17 protein-coding genes and 1 pseudogene are annotated in these 22,414 nt (G+C 35.7%); 8 read left to right on the top strand and 10 right to left on the bottom strand.

From position 1 onward, the window contains the following. The first annotated feature begins 26 nt into the window (after window positions 1–26). The 5 genes from HMPREF1052_RS04535 (at window position 27) to HMPREF1052_RS04515 (ending at window position 5,317) form a co-directional block, all read left to right on the top strand. On the top strand, window positions 27–773 hold the full coding sequence (locus HMPREF1052_RS04535; protein ID WP_370446580.1) for a TSUP family transporter: 747 nt from the start codon (window positions 27–29) through the stop codon (window positions 771–773). Window positions 774–782: 9 nt separating this feature from the next. Further along, a complete protein-coding gene (lpxM, locus tag HMPREF1052_RS04530) occupies window positions 783–1,733 on the top strand; it encodes a lauroyl-Kdo(2)-lipid IV(A) myristoyltransferase (protein WP_005759986.1) in 951 nt (316 codons plus the stop codon). 101 nt (window positions 1,734–1,834) lie between these two features. Further along, window positions 1,835–2,377 carry an adenine phosphoribosyltransferase gene (gene apt / locus HMPREF1052_RS04525; protein ID WP_040596290.1) on the top strand — a complete coding sequence of 181 codons (543 nt, stop codon included), beginning with the start codon at window positions 1,835–1,837 and terminating at the stop codon, window positions 2,375–2,377. Between the two features lie 24 nt (window positions 2,378–2,401). Continuing rightward, a complete protein-coding gene (gene dnaX / locus HMPREF1052_RS04520; protein WP_005760076.1) occupies window positions 2,402–4,444 on the top strand; it encodes a DNA polymerase III subunit gamma/tau in 2,043 nt (680 codons plus the stop codon). Window positions 4,445–4,459: 15 nt separating this feature from the next. Continuing rightward, complete coding sequence (locus tag HMPREF1052_RS04515; RefSeq protein ID WP_005760038.1) at window positions 4,460–5,317, top strand: endonuclease/exonuclease/phosphatase family protein; 858 nt, start codon at window positions 4,460–4,462, stop codon at window positions 5,315–5,317. Window positions 5,318–5,373: 56 nt separating this feature from the next. On the opposite strand, the gene HMPREF1052_RS04510 is transcribed toward HMPREF1052_RS04515, so the two are convergent. Next, complete coding sequence (locus tag HMPREF1052_RS04510; protein ID WP_005760128.1) at window positions 5,374–5,724, bottom strand: RidA family protein; 351 nt, start codon at window positions 5,722–5,724, stop codon at window positions 5,374–5,376. 79 nt (window positions 5,725–5,803) lie between these two features. On the opposite strand from HMPREF1052_RS04510, the gene HMPREF1052_RS04505 reads away from it, so the two are divergent. Together HMPREF1052_RS04505 and HMPREF1052_RS04500 are read left to right on the top strand one after the other, a co-directional pair. Further along, on the top strand, window positions 5,804–6,520 hold the full coding sequence (locus tag HMPREF1052_RS04505; RefSeq protein ID WP_005760051.1) for a YwiC-like family protein: 717 nt from the start codon (window positions 5,804–5,806) through the stop codon (window positions 6,518–6,520). Window positions 6,521–6,527: 7 nt separating this feature from the next. Then, window positions 6,528–7,226, top strand: a complete 699-nt coding sequence (locus HMPREF1052_RS04500; RefSeq protein ID WP_005760066.1) for a tetratricopeptide repeat protein — start codon at window positions 6,528–6,530, stop codon at window positions 7,224–7,226. Between the two features lie 60 nt (window positions 7,227–7,286). Here HMPREF1052_RS04500 and HMPREF1052_RS04495 read toward each other — a convergent pair whose 3' ends face one another. Together HMPREF1052_RS04495 and cuyB are read right to left on the bottom strand one after the other, a co-directional pair. Further along, window positions 7,287–8,594: an anaerobic C4-dicarboxylate transporter gene (locus HMPREF1052_RS04495; protein WP_005760124.1), complete on the bottom strand. Its 1,308-nt coding sequence runs from the start codon at window positions 8,592–8,594 to the stop codon at window positions 7,287–7,289. 36 nt (window positions 8,595–8,630) lie between these two features. Next, window positions 8,631–9,323 carry a cysteate racemase gene (gene cuyB, locus HMPREF1052_RS04490; protein ID WP_005760132.1) on the bottom strand — a complete coding sequence of 231 codons (693 nt, stop codon included), beginning with the start codon at window positions 9,321–9,323 and terminating at the stop codon, window positions 8,631–8,633. 228 nt (window positions 9,324–9,551) lie between these two features. Between cuyB and hypT the strand changes: the two genes are divergently transcribed. Beyond that, window positions 9,552–10,457 (top strand): hypochlorite stress DNA-binding transcriptional regulator HypT, encoded by a 906-nt coding sequence (gene hypT / locus HMPREF1052_RS04485; RefSeq protein WP_005760148.1) that lies wholly within the window; start codon window positions 9,552–9,554, stop codon window positions 10,455–10,457. A 51-nt stretch (window positions 10,458–10,508) separates the two neighbouring features. Here the strand turns inward: hypT and parC are convergent, their stop codons facing one another. From parC to rbbA, 7 genes and pseudogenes are all read right to left on the bottom strand, one after another. Beyond that, entirely contained in the window at window positions 10,509–12,764 is a 2,256-nt protein-coding gene (parC, locus tag HMPREF1052_RS04480) for a DNA topoisomerase IV subunit A (RefSeq protein WP_005760143.1), read from the bottom strand. A gap of 47 nt (window positions 12,765–12,811) precedes the next feature. After that, window positions 12,812–13,903 carry a copper-containing nitrite reductase gene (gene nirK / locus HMPREF1052_RS04475; protein ID WP_005760138.1) on the bottom strand — a complete coding sequence of 364 codons (1,092 nt, stop codon included), beginning with the start codon at window positions 13,901–13,903 and terminating at the stop codon, window positions 12,812–12,814. 15 nt (window positions 13,904–13,918) lie between these two features. Beyond that, on the bottom strand, window positions 13,919–15,817 hold the full coding sequence (gene parE / locus HMPREF1052_RS04470) for a DNA topoisomerase IV subunit B (RefSeq protein WP_005759998.1): 1,899 nt from the start codon (window positions 15,815–15,817) through the stop codon (window positions 13,919–13,921). A 141-nt stretch (window positions 15,818–15,958) separates the two neighbouring features. Beyond that, window positions 15,959–16,907: pseudogene (locus tag HMPREF1052_RS04465) on the bottom strand (bile acid:sodium symporter family protein). A 185-nt stretch (window positions 16,908–17,092) separates the two neighbouring features. After that, window positions 17,093–18,496, bottom strand: coding sequence for an efflux transporter outer membrane subunit (locus HMPREF1052_RS04460; RefSeq protein ID WP_005760171.1), 1,404 nt, complete (start codon window positions 18,494–18,496; stop codon window positions 17,093–17,095). Between the two features lie 39 nt (window positions 18,497–18,535). Next, window positions 18,536–19,666, bottom strand: coding sequence for an ABC transporter permease (locus HMPREF1052_RS04455; protein ID WP_005760160.1), 1,131 nt, complete (start codon window positions 19,664–19,666; stop codon window positions 18,536–18,538). Then, complete coding sequence (gene rbbA, locus HMPREF1052_RS04450) at window positions 19,667–22,414, bottom strand: ribosome-associated ATPase/putative transporter RbbA (RefSeq protein ID WP_005760064.1); 2,748 nt, start codon at window positions 22,412–22,414, stop codon at window positions 19,667–19,669. It abuts the gene before it with no gap.

Here is a 22,414-nt window from a genome sequence, read left to right as displayed (position 1 = left end):
GAATCAGCGTGGATATTACTTTTGAAATGTTAAGCATTTTATTTATTGTTGCAATACTAGCCGGATTTATTGATGCCATTGCAGGTGGAGGTGGATTAATTACGATTCCAGCCTTATTAATGACAGGTATGCCACCAACCTTAGCATTAGGAACTAATAAACTACAAGGTTGTGGTGGTTCTCTATCTGCGAGTTTGTATTTTTTATTTCGTAAGACCGTTAATTTAAAAAATATTTGGTTAATAGTGCTAATGAGCTTTATGGGATCAGTTTTGGGTGCTATTGCAGTACAACAAATTGATAGTAGTATGATTAAAAAATTGATTCCTTTTCTTGTTTTTGCCATCGGCATATATTTTCTTTTAATGCCAAAATTAGGCAATGAAGATCGTGAACAACGGGTTTCTTATCTATTATTTGCATTTTTTGCTTCTTTTCCTATCGGCTTTTATGATGGCTTTTTTGGACCAGGTGCAGGTTCGTTATTTAGTGTGGCAGCAATTATGCTACTCGGTTTTAATATTGCTAAAGCAACCGCACATGCTAAGGTTATGAATTTTGCCTCAAATATAGGATCTTTCCTCTTTTTTCTATTAGGTGGACAAATATTGTGGTCTGTAGGCTTGATCATGATGGTTGGACAATTCATCGGAGCTAATTTAGGTGCGAAAGTTGTGCTTTCTAAAGGAAAACAAATTATTAGACCTATGGTTGTTATTATGTCATTTATCATGACAGCTAAAATGGCTTATGATCAAGGTTGGTTTAGTTAAGAGTGTTGTATGTCAGAACAAAATAAACGATTAACAGCAAGAGTGGGGTATGAACCTGCATTTTCTTGGTCTTACTTAATGCCAAAATATTGGGGAATTTGGCTTGGAATATTTGCCTTGTTGATTCTTGCTTATATTCCTTTTCGATTAAGAGATAAAATTGCCGCAAAACTTGGTGTTTTCATTGGTCGTCAGGCTAAAAAACCTCGTCATAAAGCACGTGTAAATTTGCAATATTGTTTCCCTCAATGGACAGAGGAACAGCGTGAAAAAGTGATTGATAAGATGTTTATTACGGTCACTCAAGTGATGTTAGGGATCGGTGAGATTGCTATTCGTTCCAAAGCACATTTACAAAGTCGTAGTATATTTTTGGGAATTGAACATATTAAACAGGCTAAGGCACAGGGATATAATATTATTCTGATGGTGCCTCATGGCTGGGCAATTGATGCTTCAGGAATTATTTTACATACCCATGGTTTACCGATGACATCAATGTATAATCCTCATCGTAATCCATTAGTAGATTGGTTATGGACAATCACTCGTCAGCGTTTTGGTGGTAAAATGCATGCTCGCCAGAATGGCATTAAGCCTTTTTTGAATATGATTCGCAAAGGCGATATGGGGTATTATCTGCCTGATGAGGATTACGGTGCAGAAGCCAGTGAATTTGTGGATTTTTTTGCGACTTACAAAGCTACTTTGCCAGGATTGAATAAAATGGCGAAATTAGCTAAAGCGGTAGTTATTCCCATGTTTCCACGCTATAACGCAGATACTGGGCTTTATGAAATGGAAATTCATCCTGCGATGGAATTAAGTGAAGATCCTGTTCAGTCTGCACGTGCAATGAACAAGGAAATTGAAAGTTTTGTTACACCAACCCCAGAACAGTATGTTTGGGTCTTACGTTTACTTAAAACTCGTAAATATGGTCAAGATATTTACGATTAATTGATCTAGATGACTTGCAATCTAAATTAATTTACTTTAAATTCACCCCCTTGATTTTTAATAAAAAAGGTCAAATTTTAGACCGCACTTTAGGCAATACAATGAACGAAAAATTACAACTTATTAAGTCTTCTATTAAATCCATTCCTAATCATCCGAAAGAGGGGATTATTTTCCGTGATATTACAAGCTTAGTTGAAACTCCAGAAGCATTTTCCACTGTAGTTCAATTATTGGTAGAACATTTTAAAAATAAAGGTATTACTAAAGTGGCGGGAACGGAATCTAGAGGTTTTATTTTTGGTGCTCCAGTGGCTTTAGGATTAAATTTACCTTTTATTTTAGTGCGTAAACCTGGTAAATTACCTCGTAAAACAATTTCGCAAACGTACCAATTAGAATATGGTCAAGATACTTTAGAAATGCATGAAGATGCAGTTTCCAAAGGGGATAATGTCCTAATTATTGATGATTTATTAGCAACGGGCGGAACCGTTGAAGCAACGATTAAACTGATTGAACGTTTAGGCGGTACAGTAAAACATGCTGCATTTGTGATTAGTCTTCCTGAGTTAGGCGGTGGAGAGCGTTTACGTAAGTTAGGCGTTGAACCTTTTACGTTAGTGGATTTTGAAGGTCACTAAATTATAGTTAATAAGAGATAAGCAATGAGTTATCAAGTTCTAGCAAGAAAATGGCGACCAAAAACCTTTTCCGAAGTTGTCGGTCAAGAGCATATTTTGACTGCACTTTCTAATGGATTAAAAGAAAATCGCTTACATCACGCTTATCTCTTTTCGGGCACTCGTGGCGTAGGAAAAACTTCTATTGCCCGTTTATTTGCTAAAGGGCTTAACTGTGTCAATGGTGTAACAGCAGAACCCTGTGGTGTTTGTGAACATTGCAAAGCCATTGAAGAAGGCAATTTTATTGATCTGATTGAAATCGATGCCGCATCTCGTACGAAGGTAGAAGATACTCGAGAATTATTGGATAACGTACAGTATAAGCCTGTTCAAGGTCGTTACAAGGTTTATTTGATTGATGAAGTTCATATGCTTTCTCGTCATTCTTTTAATGCTTTATTGAAGACATTAGAAGAACCGCCTGAATATGTGAAATTCTTACTTGCAACAACCGATCCACAAAAATTACCAGTGACGATTTTGTCTCGTTGCATGCAGTTCCATTTGAAAGCTTTAGAGCAACAACAAATTGCTCTGCATTTAGAACATATTCTTGAACAAGAACAAATTCCTTATGAAACCACCGCACTTGATAAGCTCGCAAAAGCTGCACAGGGAAGTATTCGTGATGCACTCAGTTTAACTGACCAGGCTATTGCTATGTCAAATGGTAACATTACATTGGATATTGTGCGTACCATGCTTGGCTTATTAGATGACAATCAACCGATTGAAGTGGTTTATGCCTTACAACAAGGTAATGGCGAAAACTTAATGAAAGTGATTCAATCCGTTGCTGATAAAGGTGGGGATTGGGAGCAATTATTGATTGAGGTTAGTGATGTATTACATCAAATTGCCATGCAACAATTGTTGTCAGCTAATAATAATGAGGAATCACAAATTGCTTTCTTAGCTAAGCATATTTCCCCTGAAGATGTGCAGTTTTTTTATCAAATTGTAGTGAATGGACGTAAAGAATTAGCGTTTGCCCCTAATCCTCGAGTTGGGGTAGAAATGACTTTATTACGTGCTTTAGCATTTCACCCTAAATTAATTAAATCTCAGCCAGTTGAAATTGCTAATCAGTCTGAACAAATTGCGGTTAGAAAATCAGAAAAATTAGTTGATATGCCTGTCGTCTCTCAATCTATCAAGGCTCAATATCAAACCGCTTCACAATCACCAGTCGAACCTCAAACAGCGCCTGCTCAAACAACAGGTTCCGCTGCCATGAATGCTTTAGCTCAAATTCAAAAGTTACGTTCTCAGGCTTCTGAGAATAATGAAAAAAAAAACACTAGCGTAGCTGTAACCTCGTTAAGTTCAAATTCTGAAGAAATTTCTCAAAATGTTACCGCACTTCCAGTGGTATCTCATAAATTAAAAAAACAAACAGATCTATTAGATCGTTTAGTGAGTCTTTCTAATCCTAAAACAGAAGATAAACCAGAATTAGAAGAGCCAGTGGAAGCTAATGAAGATGAGGAAACAAATTTAGCGGAAACTTATCGCTGGGAATGGTCGAATCCTGAATTGGCACAAGATAATACGGGTATTAGACCCTCTGATATCAAGCAAGCCATTTTACAAGAGAAAACCCCAGAAGTGATAGCGAAAGTAATTGCTATGGCTGAAACTCGTGATGAGTGGGGTAAAACCATTAGTCAACTAAACCTTGATAGCATTAAACTGGTTAAGCAAATTGCATTAAATGCAGTATTGCTAGAAAAAACCGATAATACAATTAAATTAGGCTTACGTTCTGCACAGAAACATTTGATTACTGAAAAATCCGTTGAGATTTTACAGCAAACATTAACCACATTTTATGCTTGCTCAATTTCTTTGAGTATTGATTTTTGTGATGATGAAAGTCTATTAACACCTTTAGATTATCGTCGCCAGATTTATCATGAACTAAGCGAGCAAGCTAAACAAAATTTATTAAAAGATAAGAAAATTAAGCTGTTACAAGATATCTTTGATGCTAAGTTAGATATGGATAGTATTCGTCCAGTATAATAAATAGGTTAAGTTATGCGTAAATTTTCTTCTATTTTATTGGTTATTGGGGCGCTTTTACTATTCATCGGTGGGTATTGTTTTTATAGCATAAAAATTTTTGATGCACCGAAAATGACTTTTTCAACGGCTCAGCACGCCGCATTTTCCACTTATCATGATCAATGTATATCAGTTAATGATGATAAATTACCGCTAACACAGAAAAAATTTAAGTTATTAGTTTGGAATGTGCATAAAGGCGAGGATGCAGGCTGGCAAAAAGTCATTCAAAATTATGCGGATATTGCTGACTTTTTTTTCTTACAAGAAGTTTCAACAAAACAAAATCTCGCACAAATACTTTATGATAAATTTCCAATTTCGCTTTATGTAAGCGCCTTTTCTTATTTAGATAATGAATCTGGTGTCAATATCTTGTCTAAAAAAATGCCTAATATCGTTTGTGCCAAATCAGAAAAAGAACCTTGGATTATTATTCCTAAAGTAGGAAGTGCGATGCTATTTCCATTAATTAATGGAGAATCATTGTTGTTAGTTAATTTGCATTTAGTTAACTTTGAACTTCAGCCCACTAATTACCGAGCCCAACTTGAAAATATTATGCAATTAGTTTCTAAGCATAAAGGTCCTATTATTTTAGCGGGTGATTTTAATACATGGAATCAAGGGCGCTTAGATTTACTCAATAAATTATCCTATCAACATGGCTTACAAGCAGTTGATTATGAAAAAGATGTACGCTTACGTTTTATGGGCAATCCATTAGATCATGTTTTTGTTAGAGGCGTAAAAGTTTTACAAAGCATCAGTTTTGAAACGACGAGTTCCGATCATAATCCTATTGTGATTGATGTAGAGTTAGAAAATTAAAGGATTTTAGATAAAGTTACTCTAAAATCCTAAATTTTTTTAAAATTGACCGCACTTTATATCGCTGCGGTAATGACAATTTCTACTTTCCAATTGGTATCCGCAAGTTTAGCTTGTACGGTTGCTCGGCAAGGAGGATGACTATCAACCCATTCATCCCAAGCTTGATTCATTTGTGCATAGTCAGCCATGTCTGCGAGAAATATTTGGGCGTTTAAAATACGGCTTTTATGTGAATGAATTTCAGCCAGTAGCTGATCAATTTGCCGTAAAACTTCTTTAGTTTGTTCATAAGCATTATCATGAATAGTTTGTTCAGGTACTTGTCCCGAGAAGTAAGCTACACCATTATGGGTTATAACTTCGCTGTAGCGTTTGCTCATATGTAAATATTGAATAGAACTCATTTTCTTTTCCTTTTTTTCATCTTTAGGTTAGAGTATTATATCAACCCATTTAGATTTATTTAATTATAAACGGATTTATATGAAATTACTCATTTCCAATCAACACGGCGCAATAGTGATGGCTTTAATGCCATTTATCTATGGTATGTTATTGTCAACACCGATTTGGCAACATGGATTTTTATTATTAGCATGGTTTTCACTTTATTTAATGACTTATCCATTTTTGAATCTCTTTAAAGGACGTAATTTGGAACTATATAAAAAATGGACGGTCATTTATTTTAGTGCGGTCATTATTTTTGCTATTCCTGCGGTGTTGCATAATTGGCGTATTTTGTACTTTGCAATAGCAATTATTTTACTATCTCCTATTAGTATTTATTATGTGAAGCGAAAAGATGAACGCTCTTTATTAAATGATTTTAATGGAATTCTTATTTTTGCAATTGCGGGTATGTGTAGTTATTATTTTGCTAATTCAGATTGGGATGAAAAAATTTACTGGATAGCAATTTATCCAAGTCTCTTTTTTATTGGCACAACATTTTATGTGAAATCCATGATGAGGGAACGTAAAAATCCAGTTTATTTAAGAATTTCCATTGTTTTTCATCTCGCTTGTATTGTGATGTTTGCTTGTATGCAACAATATCTTTTAGCATTGGCATTTATTGTTCCATTTATTCGTGCTATTTGGTTACCACATAAAAAATTATCAATAAAACAAGTGGGACTAATTGAAATGGGGGTGTCATTGTGTTTCTTCATTATGTTGCTATGTGCAACCCTGTAGAGTTGATATGAAATTAAAATATAAGTTATGTATTGCATTATTATTTGCCAGTATTTCTACTCAGTTATTAGCTGTAGAGGAAATTTCAAGCAATTTAGCTAAGCCTTCTAATGTAATCAATCACCTTTCAGAAAGGCTGACAGATGAGCAGATTCAAGATCAGGCACAAATAGCTGCGGATAAAGGCGATTGGAAGCAAGTATATGAATTATTGTTACCATTAGCTCAGAAAGGTAATGCAATTGCTCAAGTCAACTTAGGCATCATGTATTTTTCTGGTCGTTATGTAGAAAAAGATCTTTATCAAGCCTATTGGTGGTTTAATGAGGCAGGCGCACAGGGTAGTGCTAAAGCAATTACTTATATTGGGTTAATGTATCTTGATGGAGCAGGAGTAAAAAAAGATATTAAGCATGCTATTAAGATTTTAGAACAAGCAGGTAAAGTGAATTATCCTAGTGCTATGTTAGCTTTAGGAAATGCTTATTATATGCAAAAGGATTTGCATGCTTCTTTCTTATGGTTTGAACGTGCCGCAATGAAAGGGGTAAGTGAAGCACAGTTTAAATTAGGTATGATGTACGAAAAAGGGGAAGGTACGGTAAAAGATAAAAAACAAGCAATTTATTGGTACCAAGCGACATTAAAAGCGAATGATAAGATAGCAAGATACGCTCAGGAACGTTTATCTGCATTAGAAAATTAAGTGTTGTAATAGAAAAAGCCGAACTGATAGTTCGGCTTTTTTATCTCATGAATATAAATTTTATGCAACAATCATTGGCGCAATAACAAAACCAAATCCCACTCCAGCTGCAACCCCAATTAAGGCAGGTAAGAAGAATGGATGATCAACGAGATATTTACCTGCTCGGGTTGATCCTGTGGTATCGATTTCCATAGCTGCCAAACTTGTAGGATAAGTTGGAAGAATAAAAATACCAGTTACTGCAATAAATGAAGCTAATACTGTCCAATTTGGAACGCCTAAAGCAACAGCTAAAGGAATAATTAATGGTGCAGTTGAACCTTGAGAATACAACAATGCGCAAGTTAAGAAAAGAACTGGTGCGAGTAATAATGGGTAAGCCGTCAATACATCACCAGCCGCGGCCTTGATTTCAGGTAAATGGTAGTCAACAAATGTTGTTCCTAAAGTTACAATACCAATAATAACCGCAACGGATGTCATACCTGAACGGAAAATAGAACTTGTTGTGATTGCGTCAGGTTTAATTTTTCCAAATAATAACATTAAGCACGCTGATGCTAACATGACGATAATAATAAGATCTCGAGAACTTAATGATTTACCATTTTCATATACAGGTTTTAATCCTGGTACAGCGGCAATTAAAACGATCAAAATAGTTGCTAGTAAGAATATAATTACAGATAATTTTGAGCCACTTCCAAAGACAGTATCTTTTTTAGTTTCAGATTTTGTGACAAGTCCCGCTTGTAAGCGTTCTAAATAAATTTTATCGTCTTTTAATTCACAACCTTGTAAAGAAGAGATGAATGCAGCCACCATCGAGGCAACAAATGAAACTGGAATACATACAGCCATTACTTGAAAGAACGTTACGCCATTATTTTCCATCACACTAACCATGGCTGCCATTGCTGCACTAAGTGGTGAGCCCGCAACAGCCATTTGTGATGAAACGACAGAAGCAGCTAATGGTTTAGATGGACGAACACCACTTTCTCGAGAAATTTCAGCAATAACAGGTAGTGTAGAGAAAACGATAAATCCAGTTCCTGCCATGATTGTCATCAACCATGTAATTGCAGGGGCAATGAAGGTAATGTATTTGGGATTTTTCCGCATTAATTTTGCTGCATATTGAACAATTAAATCCATACCACCACAAGCCTGTAACGTTGCAGCAGAAAGAACAACCGTCATAATAATGAGAATAACATCAACAGGGATGCTTCCTACAGGAAGACCAAGACCTAAGGTGAGAATAGCGAGTCCTAAACCACCCCATAGACCTATACCAATTCCCCCTGATCTCAATCCCATAAAAATAGCACCAAGTACCACAAATATTTCTACCCAAATCATAGATAACTCCTTTTTATTATTTTGTTTAGAAAAGCGTCACATTCTATACCAGTTTATAGCTGATTTCACTAAGCATAACGTAGAATCTACATATAATTCTGGCGAAATATTGATATCTGTCATTAAAATCATTGGAACTTCCGTACAGCCTAGAATGATAATTTCAGCACCTTTCTTTATTAAGGCATCTTTTTGTTTCATCATAATTTCAGTTGATTCAGCAATTTTTCCTGCTTTGTAAAGATAAATACTATGCATGACTTGTGTTTGGCTATCAGGATCTGGAGCAATATAATCCAAGTTAAACTCTTCAATTTTTTTCTTATATAATCCAGTTTCTAAAGTAGCATCTGTGGCAAGAATACCAATTCGCTTTTTACCTGTTGAAACAGCTGCATCAGCAGTACTTTCGATCATGCTGATCATTTCAACATTAACTTGTTTATGAATTTCATCAAACCAATTATGCGCAGTGTTACAGGCAATAATAATACAATTTGCCCCCGCACTTTCTAAACGTTTTGCTTGTTCTATGAGTATAGGACCTGGATTCGCACCATTATGTAAAATACATGTGGTTCTATCAGGAATATCAGGAATAGAAGAAATTAAAAGAGGTATATGTTCTTGATCACAAGTTGCAGGGGTAAGCTGAATAAATTTTTGGAACATATCCATTGTTGCGGCAGGCCCCATTCCACCTAAAATACCAATGATTTTTTTGGCCATAGTTAGCACTCCTTTGTTTAATAATATTGCCATATGATGTGCCTTTTATAGCGAATACTTATGCAAAAAATAAATGCAAAATTTCTTTGCATTATGCAAAAAAACGATTTAATTTTAAATAAATTATAATTTTCTATATAAAATCAAGTAATTGCACAATTGCTTATAAAGAGTTATTATGCAAAAAACAACTTCGTGTTGCAAAATATGCATTGAGTAGAGGTAAAAATGAATAATATTGAAACAAAATGGTTAGATGATTTTCTTACTTTAGAAGCCTATCGTAATTTTTCACAAGCTGCAGAAGCGAGAAATTTATCTCAATCAGCATTTAGTCGAAGAATATTAGCATTAGAAGAATCATTAGGGGTGAAATTATTTAATCGGTTGGTTACTCCTTTACAGCTTACAGAAGAAGGCAAGTTATTTCATTCTCAAGCTCGTAATATTTTGCGACAGTTACAACTAAATTTGGATGAATTATTAGGGCACCGAAGTAATTCTCCTAATATAAAATTTGCAGCAGCACATTCTTTATCTTTATCTATTATGCCTAAATTAATTCAAAAACTTTCATTACAAAGTGATAAGTTTATTTATTTAGTCGAATCTATTGATGTGGATGAAACAATCATTACCTTACTTGATGGAAAATGTGATTTTATTTTTTCTTTTTATGATGAAAAATTGTTGCAAGAACCTTTTTTATACACTGAAATTTTGGAGTCAAAAATTTATCCTGTAACATTAAAGGATGCCTTTGGTAATCCATTATTTAGCTTAGATGATGCGCATTTACCTTTACTTAATTACACATTAGATTCTTATATGGGACGATTAGTCAATCGTAAGTTAGTGCAATATCCTCAATTAAATTTACAGACAAAATTTATTTCGTCGATGTCAGAGTTACTGAAAAATATGGTATTAAATGGACAAGGTATTGCATGGTTACCCGAATATTCAATTATTAATGAGCTAAAAGATGGGAAATTAATGATTTTGAATGATAAAGAGATGAGTATTCCTATAAAAGGTTATGTATATCGTATGAATACCCGATTAAATAGTTATGCAGAACAATTCTGGGAATTTCTAAAAGGAATGGAATCAATTAGAACAATGATAAAATAATCAATTATATGAATAAACCCTGCCGATATGATAGACAGGGTTTATTGATATTTATATTGTAGTCTCAGGCTCAATAACCTCAATATCGACACCACTGTGTAAACCTCGAGGAAGCTGTGTACCTTTACGACCTCGTTCAGCTCGAAACTTTTGTAGATCTTCAGGTTTTAAAGTAATTTTACGTTTACCTGAGAGGAAGATTAAACTTGCATTTTCAGAGATTAATAGAATTTTAACTAAGAAATCACTACGTTCTTTCGCTGCCGCCGCTGGAATAGTAATAATTTTATTTCCTTTACCTTTAGATAATGAAGGTAAATCTTTAACAGGGAAGATTAACATACGTCCTGCAGCAGTTAATGCGACTAATAATGCATTCTCATCTTGAATTGTTTTCGGAGGTAACACTTTCGCATTTTCAGGCAAACTAATTACTGCTTTACCAGCTTTATTACGTGCTACTAAATCTTCAAATTTACAAATAAAACCATAACCAGCATCAGATGCCATCAATAGCGCTTGGCTGTCATTTTCAATTAGCAGTTGTTCAATAGTTGCCCCTGCTGATAGCGTGAGCTTGCCTGTTAATGGCTCACCTTGTGAACGAGCAGATGGTAATGAAAGTGGATCTAGTGCATAACTACGACCAGTACTATCAATAAAAACCACAGGCTGGCTAGATTTACCATAAGCATGAGCAAGATATTTATCACCTGCTTTATAGCTTAAAGAGGTTGCATCAATATCATGACCTTTTGCACAACGCACCCAACCCATTTCAGAAAGAATGACGGTCACAGGTTCCGCTGGAATCATATCACTTTCAGAGATTGCTTTTGCTTCAGCACGTTCCACTATTGGGGAACGACGAGGACTTTCATAGATTTTTGCATCTTGCTGAATTTCTTTCTTAATTAAGCTATTTAAACGACGTTCAGAACCAAGGATTTGTTCTAAATAATGGCGCTCTTCTTCCAATTGAGTTTTTTCAGCTTGTAGTTCATGCTCTTCTAATTTAGCTAAGTGACGTAAACGTAAATTTAGAATAGCTTCCGCTTGTTCATCACTTAAGTTAAAACGTGTCATTAAGACAGGTTTGGGTTCATCTTCATTACGAATAATATGAATGACCTCATCAATATTTAGATAAGATATCATCAACCCTTCTAAAATATGTAAGCGGGAAAGTACCTTATCTAAACGATATTGTAAACGACGAGTGACTGTTGTGCGACGGAATGTAAGCCATTCAGTTAGAATTTCTAGCAAATTTTTAACCGCAGGTTTACGATCTAAACCTAGCATGTTCATATTAACGCGGTAATTTTTTTCTAAATCTGTAGTGGCAAATAAATGAGCCATTAGTGAATCAGTATCTACACGATTAGAACGAGGCACTAATACGATACGAACAGGATTTTCATGATCTGCTTCATCACGAATGTCTTCTACCATAGGGAGTTTTTTCGCTGTCATTTGTTCTGCTATTTGCGCAATGACTTTTGATGGAGAAGATTGATGAGGTAGAGCAGTGATGATAATTTCACCTTCTTCTTTTTTCCAAACCGCACGCATTTTTATGGATCCACGACCATTTTCGTAGATCTTACGAATTTCATCTTTTGGTGAAATAATTTCTGCTTCAGTTGGAAAGTCTGGGCCTTGAACTACTGTAAGAATATCATCTAAAGTAGTTTTGGGACTATCTAATAACATCACTGCTGCATTAGCAATTTCATTAATGTTATGTGGTGGAATATCTGTCGCCATGCCTACAGCAATACCTGTTGTACCATTTAATAAAATATGTGGTAAGCGAGCAGGTAAATATTGAGGTTCAGCAATCGTGCCGTCAAAGTTTGGTTGATAATCTACAGTACCTTGACCTAATTCTCCTAATAATAATTCAGAGAATTTAGATAAACGAGATTCTGTATAACGCATTGCTGCGAAGGATTTGGGATCATCAGGTGCTCCCCAGTTCCCTTGACCATCCACTAATGGATAGCGATAAGAGAAAGGTTGAGCCATTAACACCATCGCTTCGTAACAGGCAGTGTCTCCATGAGGATGAAATTTACCTAATACATCCCCCACCGTACGAGCTGATTTTTTATATTTAGCAGCAGCATTTAAACCAAGTTCAGACATGGCATAGACAATACGTCGTTGAACAGGTTTTAATCCATCACCGATAAAAGGTAATGCACGGTCCATGATGACATACATTGAGTAATTTAAGTAGGCACTTTCAGTAAAAGTGCGGAGAGGCATTTGTTCAATACCTTCATAATTAATTTCAGACATAATGTTTATCTTTTATGCACAAAAGTGCGGTAATTTTTCTAAAAATTTTAATGACTATAACCGGTATCTACATCGGCATCTTTATTGGTTTCAGTATATTTTTCTGTTTTGATTTTGCCTTGGAAAACTTCAGGATTTTCTGGGCCTTCAACCACAAACATGCCTTTTGCGCCTTTCAAGGCTCTAAAAATTGAATGATCAATAAAAGGGTATTGCCCTGGAACATCAATTTTTAATTCTGCCATTAATGCACTACCAGAAGGAATTAAAGCGGTTTGTACATGATGATTTTGTAGCGAGCCACCTTCCACATAAACAGTATCAAAGTTTTTACCAATCACATGGAATGAAGAAATTTTATTAGGGCCAGCATTACCTAAATATAAACGAATCTTTTCACCAGTTTTGGTTTTTAGTGCATTGTCACCCATCATCGAATTTACTTTACCATTGAAGACCACATAATCAGGTAATTCATATTCAGCTTTATTCATATCAAAGATATAAATATCTTGTTTATTTTTTCCTTCAGACAGATAGAGTTCGCTTTGCATAATATAGAATTCTTTATCTACAGGGCTTAAACCATCTTTAGGTTCAACTAGCATTAAACCATACATTCCTTTACCAATATGTAATGCCACAGGATCTGCACCACAATGATATAAATAAAGACCTGGAGTTAACGCTTTAAAAGCAAAGGTGGTAGTTTCACCTGGGTTAGTTAAGCTTGCTTGAGCTCCACCTTCAGGTGCCGCAGAAGAATGAAAATCTAAGGCATGTGGCATACGAGCATTAGCCGAGTTTGATAGGTGAACTTCTACTTGATCACCTTCACGCACCCGAATAAATGGACCAGGAACGCCGCCATTGAAGGTCCAGAATTTAGTTTTAACACCAGTAGCAATTTCATCTACTTTTTCTAATGCGGTTAAGTTAACCACAACACGAGCTAGTGTTTTACGTGTAATAGGTTTAGGCACATTTGGAGCAAAAGTTAATTCAGCGTTGACGATAGGTAATTCTGCTGAAAGTGCGGTTGTTTTTGCCGAAATTTTATTAGAATTTTCCTCTGCCAAAAGAGTATTTGAAAATACTAATGTACTACTTAATAAAAGTGCTAAAAATGTTTTTTTCATCATTTTTCCTTCAACTTAAACTTGGAGATCCACTTGGTCGCCTTTTGTTTGTAACCAGTTTTTACGATCTTCCGCTCGCTTTTTAGCCAATAACATATCCATTAATTCAAGGGTTTCAGTCATATTGCTTTCATCTTGTTCATAAGTCAGTTGAACTAATCGGCGAGTATTGGGTTCCATAGTTGTTTCACGTAATTGTGATGGATTCATTTCGCCCAAACCTTTAAAACGTTGTACATTAGGTTTACCTCGTTTAGATTTTAGACGATCTAAAATGCCTTCTTTTTCACTTTCATTAAGAGCATAATAAACCTCTTTTCCTAAGTCGATACGATAAAGTGGAGGCATTGCCACATAAACGTGACCATTTTGTACGAGCTTTGGAAAATGGCGTAAGAATAAGGCACAGAGTAGGGTAGCAATATGCAAACCATCCGAGTCCGCATCCGCAAGAATACAAACTTTACCATAACGCAATTGTGATAAATCATCACTATCAGGATCGATCCCTAATGCCACTGCGATATTATGAACTTCTTCCGAACCAAGAACTTGGTCAGAAGAGACTTCCCATGTATTTAAGATTTTTCCACGTAAAGGTAATATCGCTTGATACTCACGATCACGAGCTTGTTTAGCTGAACCGCCCGCAGAGTCCCCTTCTACGAGGAATAATTCAGTTTTATCCAAATCCTGTTGTGAACAGTCGGCTAATTTACCCGGAAGTGCAGGACCACTCACAAGTTTTTTACGAACCACTTTTTTTGATGCTCGCAAACGACGTTGGGCGGAATTAATTGCTAAATCAGCTAGTTGTTGACCCATCTCAACATTTTGGTTGAGCCATAAGCTGAATGCATCTTTAACAACTCCTCCAATAAATACCGCACTTTGACGAGAGGAAAGGCGTTCTTTAGTTTGACCGGCAAATTGAGGATCGTGCATTTTTAATGAAAGCACATAAGCGCATCGATCCCAAATGTCATCAGCCACCAATTTTACGCCTCGAGGCAACAGATTACGGAATTCACAGAATTCACGCATTGCATCTAATAAGCCTTGACGTAAACCATTTACATGGGTACCACCTTGAATAGTTGGAATTAAGTTAACATAGCTCTCACCAATCAGTTCACCACTTTCTGGCAACCAGCATAATGCCCAACTAACAGCTTCGCTATCCGCCTTAAATTCGCCAATAAATGGGGTTTCTGGCAGTGTTGCATATTTTTTTACTGCTTCTGTCAGATAATCAGCCAAACCATCTTGGTAACACCAGGTTTCCTCGGTGTCATTAACTTTATCTACAAATTTGATCTCTAAACCAGAACATAGAACCGCTTTTGCTCGTAATAAATGGCGTAAGCGACTTACTGAGAATTTATCGCTATCAAAATATTTTGGATTGGGTTTGAAGTGAACTGCGGTTCCGGTATTACGACGACCACAGGTGCCAATCACATTTAATTCTTCAATTTTCTGACCGTTTGCAAAAACAATTTTATACACTTGCCCATCTCGGCGAACAATCACTTCCACTAACTCTGAAAGGGCATTTACCACAGAGATTCCCACGCCATGTAAACCCCCTGAGAATTCATAATTTTTATTAGAGAATTTACCACCTGCATGAAGTTTAGACAGAATTAATTCAATCCCTGAAACTTTCTCCGTTGGGTGAATATCTACAGGCATACCTCGACCATTATCAATCACTTCTAAAGATTGATCTTTATGTAAAATCACTTCAATTTTGCTTGCAAAACCTGCTAATGCTTCATCGACACTGTTATCAATAACTTCTTGACCTAAATGATTTGGGCGGGTGGTATCAGTGTACATACCAGGACGAAGCTGAACTGGTTCAAGATCTTTGAGAACGGTAATATCTTCTGCTGAATAATTATTTGCCATAGTTTGTTTTATCTAATTGTTTCTTATGAGCGATAAGAAGAAATATTGGATTATAAAAATGAATAAAGATTCTAACAAAAAAGTGCGATTATTTCGACCGCACTTTTTAGTAATTTTTAGCATAATTTAATGTGGATCACATTATTGAGATGATTCATCATTATTTTTAAGATTAGAAAAAATATTGGCTAAAATAGGACCCGATACATTATGCCAGAAACTAAATACTGCACTAGGTACTGCTGCCGCTGGATTAACTAATACATTGGTGGCAAGGGCTGCTCCCAGACCTGAGTTTTGCATACCTACTTCAATAGAAACCGCTTTACTATCTGAGATATTTAGTTTGAGTAGGCGTGCGGCTATAAATCCAATTAAATAACCAAGCCCATTGTGTAAAACAACAACACCAAAAATCATCAAACCTGAAGCAAGAATTTTATCTTTACTTATAGCAACTACGGCGGCAAGAATTAAGACGATAGAAACTACAGAAATCAATGGCATGGTTTCACTGAGTTGTAGCATTTGTTTCTTAAATAAAGCTCTTACCACGAGTCCCAAGAAAATAGGGAAAAGTACCATTTTTAATACAGAAATAAACATAGCTTGTGCATCAATGTCTAACCATTGGCTCGCCAATGCATAGAAAATTATCGGGGTCAAAAATGGTGCAAGTAACGTAGATACTGTAGTACAGGCAACAGATAGAGCCGTATTGCCTTTAGCTAAATACGTCATCACATTGGATGATGTTCCACCTGGGCAGGCACCCACCAAAATTACTCCAACAGCTAAATCAGCGGGTAGATTAAATAATTTTGCTAAGCAGAAAGCAATAGACGGCATAATGACAAATTGACCCACTACACCTACTAAAACAGATTTAGGGTGTTTGAAAACCTCTCCGAAATCTTGGAAAGTTAAGGTAATTCCCATGCCAAACATGACTAGGCCCAATAAATAAGGAATATAAGGGGCGAAAATAGCAAATGTTGGTGGATAAATAAATGCGAGTAATCCAAAAAAAAATTGCCCAAAGAGCAAAAGTTTTACTCACAAAATGAGTTAATTTTAAAAGTGTTTGCATATTAATTGTTCCTTTATGGTTTAAAAAGATTTTAAACATATCACAAAATTTATTAATTAGGTTAATCGTTTTAGTTATTTGTGAAAAAATTTTTTATAAAGATGGAAATTTCTAAAAATCCTACCGCACTTTAGAACATAGCCAACAGGGCGATAAATGAGATTATTAAGAGAATAAAGCTATAATCACTTCACCCAACCACCACCAATCGCTTTATATAAGTTTATTAAATTTTTTGCTTGGGCTAATCTAGTTTGAAGGAGTTGTTCTTGAGCATTTAATGCATTTATTTGTTCAGACAGTACATTATCTAAGTTTTTTTCACCATATTGGAATAATTTCCCTGCATTTAGTGCGGTTTTTTGTATTTGATTGACTGTCTTTTCTAATAGTTGAGCTTGTTGTGTTAAGGCGAAGTGAGCTTGATAGCTGTTATCTACATCAGCAAGAGATTGAATTAATGCTTTGTCATATTGTAATAATGCTGCTTTTAAGCGAGCATCAGCCGCATCAATATTGGCTTGAATTCGTCCGTTGGTAAAAATTGGAATAGAAAGCCCCGCACTTATTAAGTTACTCCAACCTTTTAATTCTGAAATATCTGAATTGATATCTATACGTCCTGTGCCCCCTAAGAATTGAATATCAAAGTGAGGATATAAATCTGCTTTTGCACTGACCAATTTGGCAGCAGCAGCTTGTACTTGATTTTTATAAGAATGTAAATCAGGACGGCGAGCAAGTACATCACTTGGTAGTATTCCATGAGGGGCTTGAGGTAAATTGATTAGTAAATTTTTTGTTGTTTTTGCGATTTTAAATCCTTGAGCTGTTTTTCCTAGCAGAACCGCAATAGCACGTTGGTGAGCATCAATTTGGCTAGTTAAAGTAGTTTGGTTCGCTTGCACTGAATGGATACGGCTTTCCACTTGTAATACATCGTTAGCATTGGCTTGGCCAGCGTTAAAACGACCTTGTGCATAATTTTTTAATTTTTTTAACACAGTGATATATTGTTGTAATATAGCTTGGCGTTGTTGTAATGCATTAATATTAAAGTAATTTTCAGCAATTTGGCTAGTTATTAGCATTTGTGTTGCATAAATTTGATCTTGTTTACTTAATACCATCGCTTCAGCAGCATCATGATCGCTTTGTTTTTTACCAAATAAATCTAATTCCCAACTGGCTTTAATTGCAGCATATTGATTATTATTTGATGAAGTTGTAGAACCTTCTGTTAATGGATTATCAATTTTCAACCGTGCCCCACCAATACCTCCACTGGCGCCTACGGTTGGACCTAAATCTGCAACGGTGTAATTTGCGTTAGCTTGAGCTTCTGCTAAACGTGCTCTTGCCATGCCAATATCTAAGTTTTGCTGTAATGCTTGTTCAATTAGTGCTGTAAGCTGCGCATCATTCCAGTTATGCCACCATTGACTGATTTCAGTTGTAGCTCCTGCTTGGTTGGTTTGTTCAAAGTGAGAGGGGAGATTCACTTGTGAATTGAGATCAATATTGGTGTTTGAACAAGCAGTTAATGTTATTAGCATAGCAATAATAGAAGGGGTATAAATTGATTTCATAATTTATCCTATAAAATTTTTTTAAAGATGACCGCACTTTTAGCCTTGTTTTGAAAGCATTGTTTTAAATTGGACTAAAGCAATACTGAGAAAAACAGCACCTAGCCCAATCATTTTTAGTAATTTATCCCATACCATAGTTAAATTAGCTCCTCGAAAGATTACATCTTGTGCATAAGAACCAAAGATCGTTGTGGGAGAAAGTTGAGTTAAATATTGGGCTATTTCTGGCATATTTTCTATAGGAGAAACGGTGCCAGAAAGTAAGTACATTACGACATAAACAGGAATGCACAATAGCCCAAATTGTGGCATTGTCGGAGCAAATATCGCTAACATGATGCCGAGAGATGCAATGGCAAAAATGAAAGTAAAAGCTCCCATCACAAATAGAATTAAAGCATGTTTAGGCAAGGGCACTCCCAATAATCCACCTGTAACAAACTGTAGAGCGAGAGCCACTACAACTAATAGCACTGAACCATTAGCAATAATTTTGGCAATGGCAATTTCGCTAGAGCGTACAGGCATCACGAGTAGATGTTCAATTGTTCCACGTTCTCGTTCTCGAATAATAGCCGCACCGACTAATAGCATCGTCAATAAATTTAGGTTGCCGACAATTTGCATGGTTCCCATAAACCATTTGCTGGAATAATTTGGATTATAAAGGACATTGATAGCCATTTTTATCGGCATAATATGGGAACTATCTTTTATTTGTAAAAAGTCATTTTTTTCACGCATAAAGATTTGTGTAATATAACTTGAACCAATGGCAGCTTGAGTCATTGCGGTAGCATCAATAGAAAGATGAATTTGCGGGTCTCGGTCTGCTAAAGTATCTATTTCATAATTAGGCGGGATATCAATAATAAAAGTATATTCTCCCGTATCCATTAGGCGATGTGCATCTTTTTCTTGAATTTCATGGACCTTACGAAAATAAGGCGGAATTAAACTATTTTGTAAACGATAAGAAAGCATAGAATGATCATTATCAATAATTGCCACTGAACCATTTTTGACTTCAGTGGAAATAGTATTTGCAACAGTATAAAGTGCCGCACTAAACATATAAATAATTAATACCACAAGAATTGGATCACTAAATAAGCTTTTAAATTCTTTTCCAGACAGGAAGATTACATTTTTTAACCAACGGAACATTTATACCTCCTGTTTTTTTAAGAGTAATATCGCTAATAGCATATAAATAGCAAAGATAATCAATAATGCTAAGTAACCGTTAAGAAAATCCATAAATCCTAATCCTTTGGTGAAACCTCCTAAGCTGATAAGTTGTAGCCAATAGCCAGGAAATGCATGGGCTAGGGTATAAATATTGTCTGGCAATGTTGAAATCGGGTACATCATGCCAGAGAAATTGATGGTTGGTACGATAGAAATAATTGCAGTGGCAAAGATTGCTGCAATTTGAGTTTTAACAAAGGTTGAGACGAATAAACCAAAGGCAGTGGAGGCAAATAAAGCCGTGATTACCCCGAATAACATCGCAAAAGTAGAACCATTAATGGGAACACCGAAAATGACAATGGCAACCCATACTGCAGTCAAATAACTGATGAAAGAAAGTACAACATAAGGAATTTGTTTTCCTAATAGAAATTGTAAGGTACTCGCAGGTGAACCATATAAATTCATAATAGAACCTATTTCTTTCTCACGTACGACGCCTAATGCTGTCATCATTGATGGGACTAAAACCATCGCCAACATAATGATTCCTGGTGTCATTGCAAAAATACTTTTGAAATTTTGATTATATACAAAACGGGGTTCGAGTAAGCGTTGTGTTGAAATATTGAAGCCAATTTTTTTCAATGTTTCACGTTGATATTGAGTAAGAACACCGATTACAGAGCCATTAAGATTTTCAGCTGTAGATGGAAAAGCGCCATCAATAAAAAAACCGACTTCAGGTTGTTGTACACTAAGTAATTTTTTTCCGTAATCAATAGGGATCTCAATAACTAATTTGACGTTGCCTTGCTGTAAATTGGTATTAATTTCGTCAAAAGTATGAATATCGGGTTGCTGGATAAAATATCTTGAGCCAGAAAAATATTCCACTAATCTACGACTTTCTGATGAATTATCATGATCTAATACCGTAAATTTCATAGGATTAACATCAAAAGAAATGCTCGAAGCCATCGCTAATAGCATAATGATAGGACCAAATAATGCAAAAAATAAGCGAATATTATCTTTGATTAGTTCTTTCCCTTCTCGGACAGCAAAGATCCAAACTAAAGACCACCAAGCCCATAAGCCTTGATGATAAGGTGAAATTTTTGAATTTTGTACCGCACTTTTTTTATAATCCTCTGCTTTTTCAGCGGAGGCTGATGTAATATCATCAGCTTGTTCCTGCAAGTAAATAATAAAAGCCTCTTCTAAACTCGAAGTATTTTTACCTTGGCGTAATTCTTCTGGTGTTCCTATGCCTAATACACGACCACGATACATAAAAGAAATGCGATCACAACGCTCCGCTTCATTCATAAAATGAGTGGTGACGAAAATAGTAATGTGATCTTCTCTTGATAGTTTGATTAAATATTCCCAAAACATATCTCTTGCTGCAGGATCAACACCTGAGGTCGGTTCATCTAGGATGAGTACTTCTGGTTTATGTAAGCAGGCAGCTGCTAATTGTAAGCGTTGTCGAATACCTAAAGGTAAGGCACTAGGTTTTTCATCAGCAATGTGGGATAAATCAAATTGTTCCATTGCTGAATTGACGTAATTGCTCCATTCTGAGGCAGGAATCTGAAACAGTTTAGCATGTAATTCCAAGTTTTCTTTTACGGTTAATTCTTCATATAAAGAGAAAGCTTGAGACATGTAGCCCACACGTTTACGGGTATCAATATCACTAGCGTCAATTGGCTGACCGAGTAAAGTAGCAGTGCCTTCAGTGGGCTCGAGTAAACCCGTTAGCATTTTCATGGTGGTTGATTTACCACAGCCATTAGAGCCTAGAAAACCAAAAATTTCACCCTTAGGAATCGTAAAACTTACATTATCTACAGAGGTAAAATCACCGAATCTTTTAGTTAAGCCTTTTGCTACAATAGCAGGTTCTTCATGTTCTAATCTATCAAAAGGTGGAATGATTAAGCCATTTTCTGCACCACGTTTTTCAGGGGGAAGAAGTTTAACATAGGCTTGTTCAAGATTTTCACTTTGCGTTTCCTCAATGATTTTTTTTGTCGGAGAGTCAGCAATAATTTTTCCATCATCCATTGCAATAACATGTTCAAAATTCTCTGCTTCATCAATATAGGCAGTTGCTACAATAACAGTCATTTCTTGTTCTTCTTGACGTAATGCTTCCACTAATTGCCAGAATTGACGACGAGAAAGTGGATCAACACCTGTAGTTGGTTCATCAAGAATTAATAGTTGGGGATTATGCACTAATGCACAGCAAAGGCTGAGTTTTTGTTTCATTCCTCCAGATAATTTTCCAGCAGGACGATCAGCAAAAGGAGATAAACCTGTTGCTTTTAATAACCGTTCAATACGAGCTTTTCGTTGTGCTTTATTGAGTCCAAATAAACGAGCGTGGAAATCAATATTTTCATAAATAGAAAGCGTGAGATAAAGATTTTTCCCTAACCCTTGAGGCATAAAGGCTATTTTATGAGAAAGCTGATTTCGGTTTTGTTTTTGTGAGATATCTAAGCCAAATACTTCTACTGATCCAGATTGAATAATTTTGACACCAGCAATTAATGACAGCAACGTTGATTTTCCTACACCATCTGGACCAATTAAACCAACTGTTTTTCCACATGGAATCTGTAAATGAATAGATTCAAGTGCAGTTGTTTTTCCATAATGATGTGAAAGCTGATTAATATTTACAGAAAGTGCTTGGTTTTCCAT

Source organism: Pasteurella bettyae CCUG 2042 (genome assembly GCF_000262245.1).
Taxonomy (GTDB): domain Bacteria; phylum Pseudomonadota; class Gammaproteobacteria; order Enterobacterales; family Pasteurellaceae; genus Basfia; species Basfia bettyae.
This window is presented reverse-complemented; position numbering and strand designations above follow the sequence as displayed.

Bases quoted from the DNA above. Each gene is read 5' to 3' on its own strand.
- HMPREF1052_RS04535 (WP_370446580.1), top strand. From the start codon at position 27: ATGTTAAGCATTTTATTTATTGTTGCAATACTAGCCGGATTTATTGAT.
- lpxM (WP_005759986.1), top strand. From the start codon at position 783: ATGTCAGAACAAAATAAACGATTAACAGCAAGAGTGGGGTATGAACCT.
- apt (WP_040596290.1), top strand. From the start codon at position 1,835: ATGAACGAAAAATTACAACTTATTAAGTCTTCTATTAAATCCATTCCT.
- dnaX (WP_005760076.1), top strand. From the start codon at position 2,402: ATGAGTTATCAAGTTCTAGCAAGAAAATGGCGACCAAAAACCTTTTCC.
- HMPREF1052_RS04515 (WP_005760038.1), top strand. From the start codon at position 4,460: ATGCGTAAATTTTCTTCTATTTTATTGGTTATTGGGGCGCTTTTACTA.
- HMPREF1052_RS04510 (WP_005760128.1), bottom strand. From the start codon at position 5,724: ATGAGTTCTATTCAATATTTACATATGAGCAAACGCTACAGCGAAGTT.
- HMPREF1052_RS04505 (WP_005760051.1), top strand. From the start codon at position 5,804: ATGAAATTACTCATTTCCAATCAACACGGCGCAATAGTGATGGCTTTA.
- HMPREF1052_RS04500 (WP_005760066.1), top strand. From the start codon at position 6,528: ATGAAATTAAAATATAAGTTATGTATTGCATTATTATTTGCCAGTATT.
- HMPREF1052_RS04495 (WP_005760124.1), bottom strand. From the start codon at position 8,594: ATGATTTGGGTAGAAATATTTGTGGTACTTGGTGCTATTTTTATGGGA.
- cuyB (WP_005760132.1), bottom strand. From the start codon at position 9,323: ATGGCCAAAAAAATCATTGGTATTTTAGGTGGAATGGGGCCTGCCGCA.
- hypT (WP_005760148.1), top strand. From the start codon at position 9,552: ATGAATAATATTGAAACAAAATGGTTAGATGATTTTCTTACTTTAGAA.
- parC (WP_005760143.1), bottom strand. From the start codon at position 12,764: ATGTCTGAAATTAATTATGAAGGTATTGAACAAATGCCTCTCCGCACT.
- nirK (WP_005760138.1), bottom strand. From the start codon at position 13,903: ATGAAAAAAACATTTTTAGCACTTTTATTAAGTAGTACATTAGTATTT.
- parE (WP_005759998.1), bottom strand. From the start codon at position 15,817: ATGGCAAATAATTATTCAGCAGAAGATATTACCGTTCTCAAAGATCTT.
- HMPREF1052_RS04460 (WP_005760171.1), bottom strand. From the start codon at position 18,496: ATGAAATCAATTTATACCCCTTCTATTATTGCTATGCTAATAACATTA.
- HMPREF1052_RS04455 (WP_005760160.1), bottom strand. From the start codon at position 19,666: ATGTTCCGTTGGTTAAAAAATGTAATCTTCCTGTCTGGAAAAGAATTT.
- rbbA (WP_005760064.1), bottom strand. From the start codon at position 22,414: ATGGAAAACCAAGCACTTTCTGTAAATATTAATCAGCTTTCACATCAT.